Source organism: Caulobacter sp. CCUG 60055 (assembly GCF_022750545.1).
Lineage (GTDB): Bacteria > Pseudomonadota > Alphaproteobacteria > Caulobacterales > Caulobacteraceae > PUIC01.
In genome coordinates this window covers 1-15,593 of the sequence record NZ_PUIC01000006.1, presented here as the reverse complement: position 1 = coordinate 15,593, position 15,593 = coordinate 1, and the positions used below count along the sequence as shown (strand labels likewise).

16 protein-coding genes and 1 tRNA gene are annotated in these 15,593 nt (G+C 69.7%); 7 read left to right on the top strand and 10 right to left on the bottom strand.

Translation table 11 applies throughout. The features are described from left to right. Positions 1-37: 37 nt before the first annotated feature. Positions 38-1,516, top strand: coding sequence for a S41 family peptidase (locus C5708_RS11435; protein WP_242921145.1), 1,479 nt, complete (start codon positions 38-40; stop codon positions 1,514-1,516). A 72-nt stretch (positions 1,517-1,588) separates the two neighbouring features. On the opposite strand, the gene rplL is transcribed toward C5708_RS11435, so the two are convergent. Both rplL and rplJ read right to left on the bottom strand, forming a co-directional pair. Continuing rightward, the gene (rplL, locus tag C5708_RS11430) at positions 1,589-1,972 is read right to left on the bottom strand and encodes a 50S ribosomal protein L7/L12 (RefSeq protein ID WP_242921143.1); all 384 of its coding nucleotides are present in this window, start codon (positions 1,970-1,972) and stop codon (positions 1,589-1,591) included. 44 nt (positions 1,973-2,016) lie between these two features. After that, the gene (gene rplJ, locus C5708_RS11425; RefSeq protein ID WP_242921141.1) at positions 2,017-2,535 is read right to left on the bottom strand and encodes a 50S ribosomal protein L10; all 519 of its coding nucleotides are present in this window, start codon (positions 2,533-2,535) and stop codon (positions 2,017-2,019) included. Positions 2,536-2,900: 365 nt separating this feature from the next. On the opposite strand from rplJ, the gene C5708_RS11420 reads away from it, so the two are divergent. Next, entirely contained in the window at positions 2,901-4,652 is a 1,752-nt protein-coding gene (locus C5708_RS11420) for a chloride channel protein (protein ID WP_242921139.1), read from the top strand. Positions 4,653-4,809: 157 nt separating this feature from the next. Here the strand turns inward: C5708_RS11420 and rplA are convergent, their stop codons facing one another. The 7 genes from rplA to C5708_RS11385 form a co-directional block, all read right to left on the bottom strand. Then, positions 4,810-5,499 (bottom strand): 50S ribosomal protein L1, encoded by a 690-nt coding sequence (rplA, locus tag C5708_RS11415; RefSeq protein WP_242921137.1) that lies wholly within the window; start codon positions 5,497-5,499, stop codon positions 4,810-4,812. 3 nt (positions 5,500-5,502) lie between these two features. Beyond that, a complete protein-coding gene (rplK, locus tag C5708_RS11410) occupies positions 5,503-5,934 on the bottom strand; it encodes a 50S ribosomal protein L11 (protein ID WP_242921135.1) in 432 nt (143 codons plus the stop codon). 172 nt (positions 5,935-6,106) lie between these two features. Then, positions 6,107-6,679 carry a transcription termination/antitermination protein NusG gene (nusG, locus tag C5708_RS11405; RefSeq protein WP_242921133.1) on the bottom strand — a complete coding sequence of 191 codons (573 nt, stop codon included), beginning with the start codon at positions 6,677-6,679 and terminating at the stop codon, positions 6,107-6,109. Between the two features lie 4 nt (positions 6,680-6,683). Continuing rightward, the gene (gene secE, locus C5708_RS11400; RefSeq protein ID WP_242921131.1) at positions 6,684-7,001 is read right to left on the bottom strand and encodes a preprotein translocase subunit SecE; all 318 of its coding nucleotides are present in this window, start codon (positions 6,999-7,001) and stop codon (positions 6,684-6,686) included. Between the two features lie 70 nt (positions 7,002-7,071). After that, a tRNA-Trp gene (locus C5708_RS11395) sits at positions 7,072-7,147 on the bottom strand. Positions 7,148-7,294: 147 nt separating this feature from the next. Then, complete coding sequence (locus C5708_RS11390) at positions 7,295-7,930, bottom strand: TetR/AcrR family transcriptional regulator (protein WP_242921129.1); 636 nt, start codon at positions 7,928-7,930, stop codon at positions 7,295-7,297. Positions 7,931-8,013: 83 nt separating this feature from the next. After that, the gene (locus C5708_RS11385) at positions 8,014-10,326 is read right to left on the bottom strand and encodes a TonB-dependent receptor (protein WP_242921127.1); all 2,313 of its coding nucleotides are present in this window, start codon (positions 10,324-10,326) and stop codon (positions 8,014-8,016) included. Positions 10,327-10,577: 251 nt separating this feature from the next. On the opposite strand from C5708_RS11385, the gene C5708_RS19540 reads away from it, so the two are divergent. The 5 genes from C5708_RS19540 to C5708_RS11355 all read left to right on the top strand — a co-directional run bounded on the left by C5708_RS19540 (position 10,578) and on the right by C5708_RS11355 (position 15,027). Continuing rightward, complete coding sequence (locus C5708_RS19540) at positions 10,578-11,582, top strand: bifunctional helix-turn-helix transcriptional regulator/GNAT family N-acetyltransferase (protein WP_347567016.1); 1,005 nt, start codon at positions 10,578-10,580, stop codon at positions 11,580-11,582. 106 nt (positions 11,583-11,688) lie between these two features. Continuing rightward, the gene (locus tag C5708_RS11370; RefSeq protein ID WP_242921125.1) at positions 11,689-12,762 is read left to right on the top strand and encodes a metallophosphoesterase; all 1,074 of its coding nucleotides are present in this window, start codon (positions 11,689-11,691) and stop codon (positions 12,760-12,762) included. Positions 12,763-12,897: 135 nt separating this feature from the next. Further along, the gene (locus C5708_RS11365) at positions 12,898-13,284 is read left to right on the top strand and encodes an MAPEG family protein (protein ID WP_242921123.1); all 387 of its coding nucleotides are present in this window, start codon (positions 12,898-12,900) and stop codon (positions 13,282-13,284) included. Between the two features lie 100 nt (positions 13,285-13,384). Next, on the top strand, positions 13,385-13,735 hold the full coding sequence (locus C5708_RS11360) for a YciI family protein (protein WP_242921161.1): 351 nt from the start codon (positions 13,385-13,387) through the stop codon (positions 13,733-13,735). Continuing rightward, on the top strand, positions 13,732-15,027 hold the full coding sequence (locus C5708_RS11355; protein ID WP_242921121.1) for a sigma-70 family RNA polymerase sigma factor: 1,296 nt from the start codon (positions 13,732-13,734) through the stop codon (positions 15,025-15,027). Before C5708_RS11360 ends, C5708_RS11355 begins: the two co-directional genes overlap by 4 nt. An 8-nt stretch (positions 15,028-15,035) precedes the next feature. Here the strand turns inward: C5708_RS11355 and C5708_RS11350 are convergent, their stop codons facing one another. Continuing rightward, the gene (locus tag C5708_RS11350; protein ID WP_242921119.1) at positions 15,036-15,272 is read right to left on the bottom strand and encodes a hypothetical protein; all 237 of its coding nucleotides are present in this window, start codon (positions 15,270-15,272) and stop codon (positions 15,036-15,038) included. Between the last annotated feature and the right edge of the window lie 321 nt (positions 15,273-15,593).

Below are 15,593 nucleotides of genomic sequence, written 5' to 3'. Positions count from 1 at the left end.
GCCAGCCAAGACAAGGTCGCCGTCGGGGGAAAGGCCTATGAACAATCGAGACCGCATCGTGGGCGCCGCCCTGGCGCTGGCGACCGCGCTGGCGGCCTCGCCGTCGGCGGCCTTCGACCGCGCCGCCTGGCTCGCGGACTTCGATCAGTTGAAGTCGGCGCTCGAACGCTCCTACGCCAACCTGGCCTGGATGGCGTCGCCGCAGAGCGGGATCGACGCTCCCGCCCTCGACCGGCGGACCCGCGCGGCGATCGAGGCCGCCCAGGGCGACGACGACGCCAGGCGCGCCCTGCTCGCCTTCGTCGACGGCTTCCATGACGGGCACTTCTCCGAACTCCCCTATCTCGCGGCCGCTTCCGGGCCGATCGAGCCCGAACCGCCCAAGCCGGCCCTGCGCGCCGACGATCCCGCCGGCGGCTGCGCCGCGCTCGGCTACGCCTCGACCGCCTCGACCGCCTTTTCGCTGCCGTTCGAGACCCTGCCCGGCTTCCAGCTCACCTCGGACGGCCTGGCCTCGCCGTTCCGGGCGGGCCTGGCCGCCCTTCCGGACGGCGGCCGCCTCGCCGTGGTGCGCATCCAGAACTTCCGGGCCAAGCCCTTCCCGGCCGCCTGCCTGGCGGCGTGGCCGAAGAGCGGGCCCGTCGACGCCGAGACCGTGCGCCGCGCGGCCCGGCAGGCCTGGTTCGCCGCCCTCGCCCGCCAGCTCGAGGCCGCCCGCGCGGCCGGCGCCAGGGCGGTGCTGATCGACGTCGGCGGCAACGGCGGCGGCGACGACAGCGGCGACTGGACGGCGCGGCTGTTCACCGACAGGCCGGTGTCCTCGGCCCGGCTGATGATGACCGCCGGCCCCGAGGCCGCGGCCTATTTCGACGACGAACTGGACGACCTGCGCAAGCCGCCCGCCGGCAAGCCGTCCGCCGAGGGCGAAGCCGCCCGGCGCGAGGCCGTCGCCTTCTTCACGCGCCAGAAGGCGGCCATTCCCGCCCGCGGCTGCGACCTGTCCTGGGCCTGGCGCGAACAGCGCCCCTGGCGGCCGCAAGGGTGCAGCCGGCTCGTCGACGCCGGGTTCGCCGGCGGGGCGCTGAGCGGCCTGCCCAAGGGCGCCTTCGGCGACGCCGACCTCGCCGGCAAGCTTTCCTCGGCCTCGACCGTCGAAGCCCATTTCGGCGCCTGGACCGGACCGGCCTACGTCCTGACCAACGCCAAGAGCTATTCGTCGGCGGAGATGTTCGCCGCGGTGATGAAGGACAACGGCGCGGCCAGGCTGATCGGCGTGCGCACCGGCGGCGACGGCTGCGGCTTCATGACCGAGGCCAAGCCCGTGGTCCTGTCCAACTCGCGACTGCGGTTCCGCCTGCCCAACTGCGTGCGCCTGCGCGCCGACGGCGCCGACGAGGTGGCCGGGGTCGCGCCCGACATCCCCCTGCCGCCGACCGAGGGCGAGAGCGACCGCGCCCGGGCCATGCGCGCCCTGCGCGCGATCTCCTCCGATCTGCGAGACGGCGCGCGCCGCTGAGCCGCGCCCAAAGAAAAAGGGGAGCGCCAAGGCGCTCCCCTTTCGGTGCGACAGACTTGCGTCTGCGCCAGATTACTTGATCTGGACGGTCGCGCCGGCTTCTTCCAGCTTCTTCTTGATCTCTTCGGCTTCGGCCTTGGAGATGTTTTCCTTGACGTTCTGCGGAGCGCCTTCGACCAGGTCCTTGGCTTCCTTCAGACCCAGGTCCGAACGGATGCCGCGGACTTCCTTGATCACGTTGATCTTCTTGTCGCCGCCGGCGGTGAGCACGACGGTGAACTCGGTTTGCTCTTCGGCGGCTTCGGCCGGAGCAGCGCCGCCCGGAGCGGCGACGGCGACGGCGACCGGAGCGGCGGCCGAGACGCCCCACTTTTCTTCCAGCAGCTTGGACAGCTCAGCGGCTTCCAGGACGGTCAGGGCGGACAGGTCTTCGACCAGCTTTTCAAGCTTCGACATTTTTAAAGTTCCTCAGAAGGATGGGAGGTGTTGGGGAGATGACCTTAGGCGGCGTCTTTGGTCGCATAGGCGTTGAAGACGCGGGCCAGTTGGCCAGCCGGAGCCTGCAGCACGCCGGCGACCTTGGTCGCGGGGGCTTGCACCAGGCCGATGAGCTGGGCGCGGATCTGGTCGAGCGAGGGCAGCGTGGCCAGGGCCTTGACGGCCTTCTCGTCCAGAACGGTCGTTTGGCCCAGCAGGCCGCCGATGACTTTGAACTTGTCATTGTCCTTGGCGTACTGGGTCACGACCTTGGCGGCGGACACCGGATCGGCGCCATAGGCGATGGCGACGGGGCCCACGAAGAGGGCGTCGCCCGCTTCACCGGCCGCGCCGTCCAGAGCCTTCTGGACGAGGGTGTTCTTCACCACCTTCAGCGCCGCGCCTTCCTTGCGGAGGCGAAGGCGCAGATCGGTCATTTCCGCAACTGTCAGACCCATGTAGTGGGTCACGACGACAGCGCCGGAATCAGCGAGGACGCCCTTGAGCGTCTCGATCGACTCCGCTTTTTGAGCGCGGTCCATTGCGGTCTCCGTTACTCGGTTAGGCGGCCGGACGATTCCGACAGCCGACGTCGGCCTGCGCCCCGGGATCGCTCCCATGGCGAAAGCCAAATCAGCCTGTCCTTAAGGAAAGTCGGCCGCACGCCCATCCCGTGAGGGACGAATTTCGCGGGCTCTCTATCCCCGTCTCCCAACGGCGAGGAAGGGCTCTTCCTCACTTACGGCTTGGGCGGCCCCCAAGCCCCGTAGTTCACGGACAGGATCGCCGCCGGCCGGAAGCCAGCGACGGAACGCGGGTCCTTACACGCTTGCTTTGGAAAATTCAACCGCCCCTCGCCCGCGCCTTTCGCTTGGCTTCCAGGGCGCGCCTGACGTAAGCCGGGCCTGTGAACGGACGAGACCGCCTCATCTTCCGTCCCCTGGTCTGGCTGAGGACGCGGACGCGTTCCAGCGAACTGTGGCTCGTGGCGGTCGCCGCCGCCCTGGGCGGCGTGGCCGGCGCCACCGCCCTGGCCCTGGGCTCGCTGGCGCATCTGCTGCAACGGCTGTTCTACCACATCGACGTCGACGCGCGCCTCAGCGCCATCCCGGCCCTGCCGCCCTCGGCGCTGCTGGTGCTGCCGGCCGGCGGCTTGCTGCTCGGCGTCGTCACCTGGGCCTGGACGCGCTGGCGGCCGAAGCCGGCGGTCGACCCGGTCGAGGCCAACGCCCTGCACGGCGGCCGCATGTCGGTGCGCGACAGCCTGTTCGTCTCGCTGCAGACGGTGATCTCCAACGGCTTCGGCGCCTCGGTCGGGCTGGAGGCGGCCTACGCCCAGCTCGGCGGCGCCTGGGCCTCGGTGATCGGCCGCTGGCTGAACCTGCGCCGCAGCGACATGCGCACCTTCGTCGGCGCCGGGGCCGGCGCGGCGATCGCCGCCGCGTTCGGCGCGCCGTTCACCGGCGCCTTCTACGCCTTCGAGATCGTCATCGGCTCCTACACCGTCTCCAACATCGCCCCGGTGGCCGCCGCCGCCCTGGCCGGCGCCCTGGTGGCGCGGACGCTGCACCTGACGCCCTATGTCATCCAGACCGCCGCCGCCCAGCCGCTGACCCCGCCGGACTATGTGCTCTACGCCGGCCTCGGCCTGATCTGCGCCGGGTTCGGCGTGGCGATCATGCGGCTGGTGGCGACCAGCGACCGCTGGATCTCCCGCTCTCCCCTGCCCCGCTGGCTGCGCCCGGCGGTCGGCGGCCTGGCCCTGACCGGGCTGGCCTTCATCGCGCCGCAGACCCTTTCGGCCGGACACGGCGCCCTGCACGTCGACCTCGCCGCCCAGCTGACCATCGCCACCCTGCTGTTCCTGATCGGGACCAAGGCCCTGGCCTCGATCCTGGCCCTGGGCTTCGGCTTCCGGGGCGGCCTGTTCTTCGCCTCGTTGTTCCTGGGCTCGCTGGTCGGTCGGCTGTTCGCCGCGCTGCTGGCCTTCGCCGGCCCCGACCTCGCCGTCGACCCGGTCACGGCCGGCCTGGTCGGCATGGGCGCGCTGGCGGTGGCCGTCGTCGGCGGCCCGTTCACCATGTCGTTCCTGGTGCTGGAGACCACCGGCGACTTCGGCGTCACCGCCGCCGCCCTGACCGCCTCGCTGTTCGCCAGCCTGCTGGTGCGCGAGACCTTCGGCTACTCGTTCTCGACCTGGCGGCTGCACCTGCGCGGCGAGACCATCCGCAGCGCCCACGACGTCGGCTGGCTGCGCACGCTGACCGCCGGACGGATGATGCGCAAGGAGCCGCCGACCATCGCCGCCGACGCCACCCTGGACGAGTATCGCCGCCGCTTCCCGCTCGGCTCGACCCGCCGCGCCGTGGCCCTCGACGCGGCCGGCCGCTACGCCGGCATCGTGCCCGCCGCCCGGGTCTACGACCCGCCGGGCGACGTCCAGACCGTCGGACAGCTGGCCGTGCGCCGTGACCAGGCGCTGACGCCGGAGATGTCGATCAAGGACATCATGGCCGCCTTCGACGAGACCCAGAGCGACGAACTGGCGGTCCTGGGCGAGGACGGCGAGGTGCTGGGGGTGCTGGCCGAGGCCTACGCCACCCGCCGCTACGCCGAGGAGCTGGAGAAGGCCCGCCGCGACCTGACCGGAGGCGACTGAGGGACCTCAAGGCCGCGCGCCCAGGCTCCCGGCCTTCGCTGGCGACGGGCGCAAACAAGGATGAGCGGGGCGCAGGGTCTCCAAACCCAGGCCAGAAACGAAAACGGGCGGGCCCTCGCGGACCCGCCCGTTCAACGATCCTTGCGGATGAAGCGGCTTACGCGCCGATCGACGCGGTGTCGATCTTGAAGCCCGGGCCCATCGTCGAGGACAGCGAAATCCTCTTGATGTAGAGGCCCTTGGCCCCCGACGGCTTGGAGCGGTTCAGCGCCTCGACCAGGGCCTTGATGTTGGCCACCAGGGCGTCCTCGGTGAACGAGGCCTTGCCGATGCCGGCGTGGATGATGCCGGCCTTCTCGACGCGGAACTCGATGGCGCCGCCCTTGGCGTCCTTGACGGCCTGGGCGACGTTCGGGGTCACGGTGCCGACCTTGGGGTTCGGCATCAGGCCGCGCGGGCCCAGCACCTTACCCAGACGGCCGACCAGGGCCATCATGTCCGGGGTGGCGATGACGCGGTCGAAGTCCATGAAACCGCCCTGGATCTTTTCGACCAGGTCTTCGGCGCCGACCACTTCGGCGCCGGCGGCGGTGGCTTCGGCGGCCTTGGCGTCCTTGGCGAAGACGGCGACGCGGACGTCGCGGCCGGTGCCCGACGGCAGGTTGACCACGCCGCGGACCTGTTGGTCGGCGTGACGCGGGTCGACGCCCAGGTTGACCGAGATCTCGATGGTTTCGTCGAACTTGGCCTTGGCGTTGGCCTTGACCAGCTTCACGGCGTCGTTGAGCGCGTGATTGACGTTGCGGTCGCCTTCCCAGGCCGTGATGCGCTTAGCGATCTTGGTCATGGCTTAGGCCTCCACGATCTTCAGGCCCATGGCCTTGGCCGAGCCTTCGATGATGCGGGCCGCCGCCTCGATGTCGTTGGCGTTCAGGTCCTTCATCTTCTTCTCGGCGATCTCGCGCAGCTGGGTGCGCGTCACTTCGCCGACAGTCTCGCGGCCGGTGGTCTTGGCGCCCGACTGAATGCCCACGGCTTCCTTCAGGTAGAAGGTGGCCGGCGGGGTCTTGGTGACGAAGGTGAACGACTTGTCCTGATAGACGGTGATGACCGTCGGCAGCGGGGTGCCCTTGGCGACGTTCTCGGTGCGCGCGTTGAACTCCTTGCAGAAGCCCATGATGTTGACGCCGCGCTGACCCAGAGCCGGGCCGATGGGCGGTGAAGGCGTGGCCGAGCCCGCCTTCACCTGGAGCTTGATGTAGCCCAGGATTTTCTTAGCCATGGTTCTCCTCGTTGGTCGGATGTCCGACCGGCTAGGCCGTGGTGCGGGGTGGCGCCCCTCCCACGGATTTGGGATCGCAAGCGGGACCGCCCTCTTGCGAAGGGCGGCCATTTAGCAGCCTGACGATCCAAAGGCAATGAGGCGGGCCCGGCCGCGAGGCCAGGCCGCCGGATCAGGCGATCTTCTCGACCTGGCCGTATTCCAGCTCGACCGGCGTGGCGCGGCCGAAGATCGACACGGTGACGCGCAGGCGGGTCCGCTCCTCGTCGACGTGCTCGACCGAGCCGTTGAAGCTGGCGAACGGACCGTCGGTGACGCGGACGTTCTCGCCGATCTCGAAGCTGATCGTGGGCTTCGGACGCTCGACGCCCTCTTCGATGGCGCCGACGATGCGCTGGACCTCCTTCTCGGAGACCGGCATCGGCTTGGAGCCCGAGCCCAGGAAGCCCGTCACCTTCGGCGTGTTCTTGACCAGGTGATAGGCCTCGTCGGTGAGGTCCATCTTCACCAGGACGTAGCCGGGGAAGAACTTGCGTTCGGAATTGACCTTGCGGCCGCGGCGGATCTCGACCACGTCCTCGGTCGGCACCAGGATCTCGGAGAACTTGTCGTCCAGGCCCTGGGCGTGCGCCTGCTCGCGGATCGACTCGGCCACCTTCTTCTCGAAATTCGAGTAGGCGTGGACGATGTACCACTTGTGGCGCGGATTGGAGGCGGCGGTTTCGGCGTTCGTTTCGGCGTTCATTGTCTTACCCGGCGTTCGCCAGCTTCAGCAGTTGATTGACGCCGAAGCTCAGGCCCGCGTCGACCACGAAGAAAAAGCCCGCCGTCACCACGACCATGATGAACACCATCACCGAGGTGATCCAGGTCTCCTTGCGGGTGGTCCAGGTGATCTTACGCGCCTCGGCGCGAACTTCGCGCGCGAACTGCATCGGCGAGGTCCGCTTCTTCGGCGCGGCCGGCGCGCTGGCGGTCGCCTGCGTGGAGGGCGCGACGGCGGCGGCGGCCGTCTTGGCGGCGCGGCTCTTCATCGCGGACAGGCCGGAGCCCGGTTTCTTGGCCATCGAACGGCTCACGACTCTTTCAAACAGACCCGGCGGCGCGACGACCGCGACGCCTGATCCATACAGATAGTGGCAGGAGTGGGGGGACTCGAACCCACGACCCTCGGTTTTGGAGACCGATGCTCTACCAGCTGAGCTACACTCCTTCGTTCAACCCTAGTCAGTGCAGGGGGGCGTTCTTCTTGAAGCGACGAAGACGGCGCCGATCGAGCTACACTGGCATTTAAGGCTGAAGGCGCCGTATGCCTCAGCGCCGATCCCAACGCAAGGAAAATCCCGTCGGCCAGGACGGCTCAACGCGCCGACTTCCGCGCCTGGGAAAGGGCCTGATCGACCAGGATTTCGATCTCCTCCAGCCCCAGCGCGCCCTGGCACATCACCACCCGGAACATCACCGCGCCGATCAGGGCGTCGGCGATGAGAATCGCGTCGAACCTCCCCTCCCCGCCGACCGCCGCCTCCAGCGCATGGACGTAGAAGCTGCGCTCGGCCGCCAGCACCTCGTCGAGAATCGCCGACAGCAGCGGATCGCGGCGGCGCGCCTGCGACAGGGCCAGGACCGCCCCGCCGTCGGCCGAGGCGAGATAGCGGATCGAGCCTTGCACATGGGCGATCAGCGCCCCGGCCGGATCGGCCAGGACCGCCGGATCGGGTTCGTAGACCCGCGCCGTGGCGTGCACCACCGCCCGCACCAGCTCGCCCTTGGACGAGAACCGGCGATAGAGCGCCGGCCGGCTGCAGCCGGCCCGCTCGGCCACCGCCTCGAAGGTCAGGGCCTCGTAGCCGACCTCGCCGAGCAGGCCCCACGCCGCCTCGCGGATGGCGACGTCGATGCCGGCGTCGCGCGGCCGCCCGCGCCCACGCTCCTCTTCGCCCGCCGGTTCCAGGGTCGGCGATCCGTCGGTCGACGTGGTCTGCAAGGCGGTCACTCGGCTTTCGCTTCCTTGGGTTGAATATGCACGCCACGGCCGGCGCGGCCAGCCCGGCCGCGCCGGCGTGTCCACGGTCCCGGTCAGAACGACGCCCGCAGGGTCACGCCGTAGGTGCGCGGATCGCCGAAGTACGGGACATACACCCCCGGCAGCAGCGAGCCGAAGTTCAGATAGCTGCCGACATAGTGTTCATCGAGCAGGTTCTTGCCCCAGACCGAGACCTGCCAGCCGGTCCGGCTGCGCACGCCGAGGTTCAGGTTCAGCAGGCCGTAGGCGTCGACGCGGACGAAGGCCGAGTTGTCGAGATAGCCGTAATAGGACGAGCGCCAGGAATAGGAGCCGCCGACGAAACCCTGCAGCCCGGCGCCGAGATCGTGTTCATAGGCGCCGCCCAGATTGACGATCCAGCGCGGCGCGCCGGCCACCGGCCGGCCCGACAGGTCGCACGACGCCTGCCCGGCCGGGGCCTCGGCCGGACACGGGGCGTTCGGATACGAGGCGTAGTTCGCGTCGTTGTAGGAGGCGGCGACGGACAGGCTCAGGCCGGCGACCGGCGCGGCCGTCGCCTCGACCTCGACGCCGCGCGTGCGCACCCGGCCGACATTGGTCAGCAGCTGCACCGAGCTCCCGCCGCCGGCCGGGGTGGCGATATAGGTCGCCTGGTAGTCGTCGACGCCGGTGTCGAACAGGTCGACATTGAGCTGCAGCCGCTTGTCGAAAAGCTGGCTCTTCACGCCCAGCTCGAAACTGGTCGCGACCTCGGGCCGCACCTTCAGGGAGTCGGCGCCCAGCGGCCCGGGCACGGTGGCGTTGACCCCACCCGCCTTCTGGCCGCGCGAGAGCGTGGCGTAGACCATGACGTCCGGCTTCGGCTTGTAGTCGAGGGTGAGCACGCCCGACGGCGCCCAGTTGGAGATTTCGACCCGAGTCGACGGATAGGTCGCGAACGCCAGAGCCGCCGAAGGCTGGCCGGTGAAGACGTTGGTCGGGTTGGGCCGCCAGACGCGTTCGGACTTGGTCTCGTAGGTCTCGCGCAGGCCGGCGGTCAGGGCCCATTGCGGGTCGATCCGCCAGGTCGCCTGGGCGAACAGGGCGTAGCTGCGGGTTTCGGGCGTCGCCCAGATGTCCCAGCGGCTGTTGTTGTAGGCCATCAGCGTGGCCAGGGCCGGCGAGAACCGCGCATAGGTCGGCAGCAGCGCGTCGGGAATCCCCGACAGGTAAGAGGCCGCCTGCGGCCCGTACTGGGTGATCTGGTCCATCTCGAGGTTCTGGCGGAAGTAATAGGCCCCGGCCACAGCCTCGATCCGGCCGCCCTTGGGCGTGGCCGCCCGCAGCTCCTGGCTGAACTGGTTGTCGCGCACCGAATAGCCGGCGTTGAGGATGGACTTGTTCGAGCCGTCGACGTCCGAATAGGACGAATAGAACCAGTTCCGGTAGGCGGTGATCGAGGTCAGGGTCAGCTCGCCGACCTTCCAGTTGACCTCGGCCGAGATCGCCGCCTGCCGGGTCTTGATCAGGGTCGGGTCGTTGGTGGCGGTGGTCAGGCCGTCCGGATCGACCGCGATCGCGGCGCCGGCCGCGGCCAGCTTGGCCTGGAAGGCCGCCGGGGTCGCGCCCATGCTGTTGATCAGCGTCGCGCCGTTGGTGTCGCCCTCGTAGTGGAGCTCGCCGATCAGCCGCACGCTGAACCCGTCGTCCGGCTGGTACAGCAGCTGCCCGCGCACGCCCTGCCGGTCGACGCCGTTCAGCCGCGTCCCGGTGGTGACGTCGCGCACCGGCCCTTCGCGCATGGTCTTGTAGGCGGTCAGCCGCCCGGCCAGCACGTCGCCGATCAGCGGGCCCGAAACCGTGCCCTGGAACTGCCGGTAGTCGTAATTGCCGAACGAGGCCTGGCCGGTGAACTGCGGCGTGAAGCTCGGCGCGGCGGTGGTGATGTTCAGCGCGCCGGCCGTGGTGTTCTTGCCGAACAGCGTGCCCTGCGGGCCGCGCAGCAACTCGATCTGGTTGATGTCGCTCAGGTCGGTGGCGGCCATGCCCGGCCGGCCGAGATAGACGCCGTCGAGGAACAGGCCCGCACTCTGCTCCAGCCCGTCGTTGCCGGGGTTCGAGCCGATGCCGCGGATGGCGAAGCTGGTCTGGTGCGGGCTGGGGATGACGATGTTGGCGCTGGGCGCGAACTGGTTGAGGTCCTCGATGCGCAGATGCTCGCCGTCCCGCAGCGCCCGGCCGGCGATGGCGGTGATGGCGATCGGCACGTCCTGGGCCCGTTCGGCCCGCTTGCGCGCCGTCACCACGATCTCCTCGACCTTGGCCGACCCGGCGTCGCCCGCCTCGCTTTCGCTTCCGGCCGCCCATGCGCGGCTCGAAGACAGGCTGGTCGTCGCCAGCAACACTCCCAGCGCCGCACAGGCGCCTACACGCCCGACGCCAACACCGCGCCCGCCCGATCGATCGAACATCGTCAACTCCGCCGCCTGGAAAATTTACGTGACGGCTCCGTATCGTTATTAGTTGACGCCCCGGAGATGGTTCGGTGACGATTTCGCGACGCGCGCGCCGATGTGCGGCGGCGCCGCCTCGCGCCCCGCCTGGACATGCTCGCGCGGCAAATCCATAACTGGTTATGGAAATCGAGGGCGCGAACATGACATCCGACATCCTCCGCGAAGGCCGACATCTCTTCCTCGGCAGCCGCCTGAAGCGGCTGGCCGAGCAGATGCAGGCCGACGTCATACTGGTGGCCCAGCGCGCCGGCCTCCCGATCCAGCCCGGCCAATACCCCCTGCTCGCCGCGCTCGACGAGCGCGGGCCCCAGACCATCGGCGAACTGGCCCTGGCCATGCGCATGAGCCAGCCGGCCGTCACCAAGAACGCCGGCCGGCTGGCCGAGGCCGGGCTGGTCGAAATCAGCCGCAGCGACAGCGACCGACGCCAGAAGCGCGTGTCGCTGTCCGCCGACGGCGAGCGCGCCATGGCGGTCTCGAAGCGCGAGGTCTGGCCTCTCATCGAGGCGGCCGTAAGGGCGGTGACGGACGACCTTTCCGGCCCCTTGCTCGAACAGATCGCCGAGATCGAGACCCGGCTGGCGGCGCGCCCCCTCAACCGGCGGGCGGCCGACGCCGCGCCGCTGGACCTCGTTCCCGCCGCCGACGCCGACATCCCGGCGGTGGTCGCGCTGATGAACCTGGCCTATCGCGGGCGGGACGCCGATCCGGCCTGGACCGAGGTCGACTATATCGACGGCGACCGCACGACCGAGGCCCTGCTGCGCCAGGACATGGCGGCCAGTCCGGAGGCGGTCTTGCTGCTCTGGCGCCAGTTGGACGGCGCCCTGCTCGGCTGCGTCTGGCTGGAGCCGGAAGACGACGGCGCCTGGTACCTGGGTTCGCTCGCCATCGATCCGCGCCGGCAAAACGGCGGACAGGGCCGCAGGCTGCTCGCGGCGGCGGAAGACTGGGCCCGCGCCCACGGCGGCGTCTCGATCAGGATGACGGTCGTCAACGTCCGCGAAGCCCTGCTGGCCTGGTACGCCCGGCGCGGCTACGACCAGACCGGCGAGACCGAGCCTTTCCCCTATGGCGACGACCGGTTCGGCGCGCCCAAGCGGGACGACCTGTGCTTCGTGGTTCTGCGCAAGCGCCTGGGCTGAGGGCGGCGCGCCCGTTCTTAAAACCGTCACCGGCCCATCGCCGCGCTGTCGCAAATTATCGATACGTCAACGTAACGATATATCCGTCAGCATCGCGAGGCCGCCCATGTTCCTGCGAAAACTCACCCTGCTCGCCGCCGTCGCGGCCTGCGCCTGTTCCCCCGCCCTGGCCGCGCCCAAGGGGGCGACGCCCGCCGCCTTCACGCCCGACCGGGCCTATTCCGGCGCGACGCCGTGGACCGCCGCGCCCGAGAACAACGGCGGGCCGCTGCGTTTCGCCGTAGTCGGCGACCGCACGGGCCTGGCCCGTCCGGGCGTGTTCGAACAGGCGATGAAGCAGATCGGCTGGCTGCAGCCCGACTTCATCATCGACGTCGGCGACATGATCGAGGGCTACACCGAGGACCGGGCCGAGTTGACCGCCATGTGGGACCAGGTCGAAGGGTTCGCCCGCGGCTCGGGCCGCCCGTTCATCTTCGTGCCCGGCAACCACGACCTCGGCAACGGCGTCATGCTCGACGTCTGGCGCCAGCGCCACGGGGCGGAATACTACGCCTTCGCCTACAAGGGAGCGCTGTTCATCGCCCTCGACAGCGAGGACCCGCCGACGCCGATGTCGCCGGCCATGGCCGCCCAGTTCCACGGCACGGTGGCCGGCATGGCCAAGGACCCCGACGGCGTGGCCAAGATGATCGACGCCTTCTACGCCGAGGCCGAGGCGCGCGAGAAGGCGGGCAAGCCGGCCTCCGACGATCCGGCCGCGGTGAAGGCCAAGGCCGAGGCCGACGCCCTCAACGTCGCCAACTTCAGCGACAAGCAGATCGCCTTCGTGCGCGACACCCTGGCCGCCCACAAGGACGCCAGGCAGGTGTTCGTGTTCATGCACAAGCCGGCCTGGAAGGTGAAGAGCACCAACTGGGGCCGCATCGAGGCCCTGTTGAAGGACAAGCCCTACACGGTGTTCGCCGGCCACAACCACTACTTCACCCACGAGGTGCGCGACGGCCGCGACTATATCGACATGGGCACCACCGGCGGCATCGGCCACAAGCAGGGGCCCGGCGTCATGGACCACACCATGTTCGTCACCGTCACGCCGCAGGGCCCGAGCTACGCCAACATCCGCCTCAACGGACTGATGGACCTCGACGGCCAGACCGGCCAGACCCGGGCCCGCTGACCGCCCGGCCGGGCGTCGGGCGGCCAGGTCGCCGCTCGTCCCCGGCCGCGAAAATTCAAACGACGCGCCTCGGCGTGTCGATCCAGGCGATCTCGTTCGTCAGAGGCCCGCAACCTCACGAACGGAGTCTCCTGGATGCCTTTTCAACTGACCGCGCTTTACGCCTCGCTGCTGACGATCCTCGCCGTCGTCGTCGCCAACATCGTCAGCGCCAAGCGCGGGCGATCCGGCATATCGATCCTGCACGGCGACGACCGCGACCTCGCCCTTTGGGTCCGTCGGCACGGCAACCTCATGGAGAACGCGCCGCTCGCGCTGATCCTGATGGGCCTGTGCGAGGCGCGCGGCCTCTCCCCCGCCGGACTGCACGCCATGGGCGCCGTTCTGGCGCTGGCGCGGATCAGCCACCTCGTCGGGCTCGACGCGACCCGCGTGCTGTCGCCGCTGCGCATCCTCGGCGGCGTGGGGACTCAACTTTCGCTGATCGGCGCGGTCGTATACCTCCTTTGGTCGCTACGCTGAATTTTCCCAAGGGGCGGCTGTCGATCGACGGCCGCCCCGTTCGTCATCGCCGGTTCCGACCGTCCGGGACCTCGTCACGAAGGAGCATCCCTTGAGATACATGGCCTTGATCTATTCCGTTCCAGGCTCGTCGCCCGAATACGGCTCGCCCGAGTTCGGGCCGTTCATGGCGGCCTATCAGGCGGCCAACGAACGGTTCGCGCGGGACGGCGTCCTCGTCGCCGGCGACGCCCTGGAGGCCAGCTCCACGGCCACCACCGTCACCGTGCGCGACGGCCGCACCGAAACCCTGGACGGCCCCTTCGCCGAATCCAAGGAACAGCTCGGCGGCTACTACATCTTCGAATGCGCCAACCTGGACGAGGCCATCCGCTACGCGGCGATGATCCCGACGGCCGCCTCCGGCGCGGTCGAGGTCCGGCCCATCCGGAACCTCTCGGCGCGCCCGTGAGCGTGGGCGCGACGGCGGGAACCCAGGTCTCCGACGAGATCGACGCCCTCGTCCGCCAGGACGGCGGCCGCCTGCTGTCGCGCCTGATCGCCCATCTGCGAGATTTCCAGCTGGCCGAGGACAGCCTGCAGGACGCGCTGGAATCGGCCCTCGCCCACTGGAGCCGCAACGGCCCGCCCCGCGCGCCCTCGGCCTGGATCATGCGCACCGCTCAGCGCAAGGCGATCGACCGCATCCGCCGGGCCGCCAACTTCCGCTCGAAATCCGCCGAGCTGGCCGCCCTCATCGCGCTGGACAACGCCGCGCCGGAGGAGCCCGACGACGATTTCATCGCCGACGAGCGCCTGAAGCTGATCTTCACCTGCTGCCACCCGGCGCTCGACCGCAGGACCAGCGTGGCCCTGACCCTGCGCTCGGTGTGCGGCCTGAAGACCGAGGAGATCGCCCGCGCCTTCGTGGTCGGCGCGGATGCGATGGCCCAGCGGCTGGTGCGAGCCCGCCACAAGATCGCCAAGGCCGGCATTCCCTACGCGACGCCGGGCCCCGAGGACTGGCCCATGCGGATGGAGGCGGTGCTGGAGGTCGTCTACCTGATCTTCAACGAAGGCTACGCCGCTTCGTCGGACCAGGCCCCGCGCGCCGACCTGCGCGACGAGGCGATCAGGCTCTGCCGCATCCTGGCCTCGTTGAGCGCCGGCGAGCCGGAGGTCGAAGGACTGCTGGCCCTGATGCTGCTGCATCACGCGCGCAGCGCCGCCCGGATCGACGCGGCGGGCGAGATGGCCTCCCTCGAAGACCAGGACCGCGCGCTCTGGGACCGAGCCCTGATCGACGAAGGCGAACGGCGGCTGCGGGATGCGCTCCGACGGGGGCGGCCGGGCGCCTATCAGCTCCAGGCGGCCGTCGCGGCCCTCCACGCCCATGCGCCGTCGTTCGCCGACACCGACTGGCGCGAGATCGCCCTGATCTACGACGCGCTGATCACGGTCAGGCCCAATCCGGTGTTCGAATTGAACAGGATCGTCGCCCTGTCCTACGCCGACAGCCCGAGGGCGGCGTTCGGGCGCCTCGCCGCGATCGCCGCTCCGCTTGAAGGCTACCAGCCCTATCACGCCGTCAGGGCCGACATCCTGGCTCGCCTGGGCGAGGTCGAGCACGCCGAGCAAGCCTATGACGACGCCATCCGGCTGTCGGGAACGGCGGCCGAACGGAACTTTCTCGCGCTCAGGCGCGGCCGGCTGCGGCCGTCTCCGCAGCCGCCCGCCCGCCAGGCGCGTTCCCGCTCGACCTGATCCGGGCCCTAGCCGGCCGCCTTGCCCTTGTCGCCGGCCGCGCTGGCCGCCGCCGGAGGCGCCGCGATCCCGCACTTCATGCCCAGTTCGCTCGACTGGGCGTCGGCCAGGACCGTCGCCGCCGCGCCGCAGGCCGAGGGCGTGGTCGTCTCGCTGCCGGTCACCGACACGGCGTGCCCGGACGACAGGTTGATCTTGGGCGAGGCGTTGGTGACGTCATAGAGCTTGCCGCCCTGCCCCTTCATGATGATGCACGATCCCGTGGCGGCCGGGCTGGGGCAGCCTGTCAGGGCGACCTGAGCGCCGCCTTCGGAGCTTGAACTGGCCGGGGCGGCGCCGGCCTGTTGAGTCTGTTGTCCGCCGCACGCTGTCAAAAGGGCCGCAACGCCGGCCGCGAATACGCTTCTCAGCACCCATACGCGCATGCTTGTCCTCCCATGCACACGTCATTGGCTCTGCGCGAGCGAATCAGACTCTGCGCCAGCGGCGGGGCGGCGACAACGATTTTGACATAACGTTGAAATATGAATCGGCGCAGCCCAAGGGCCGCCGCTGGACGGGAGCGT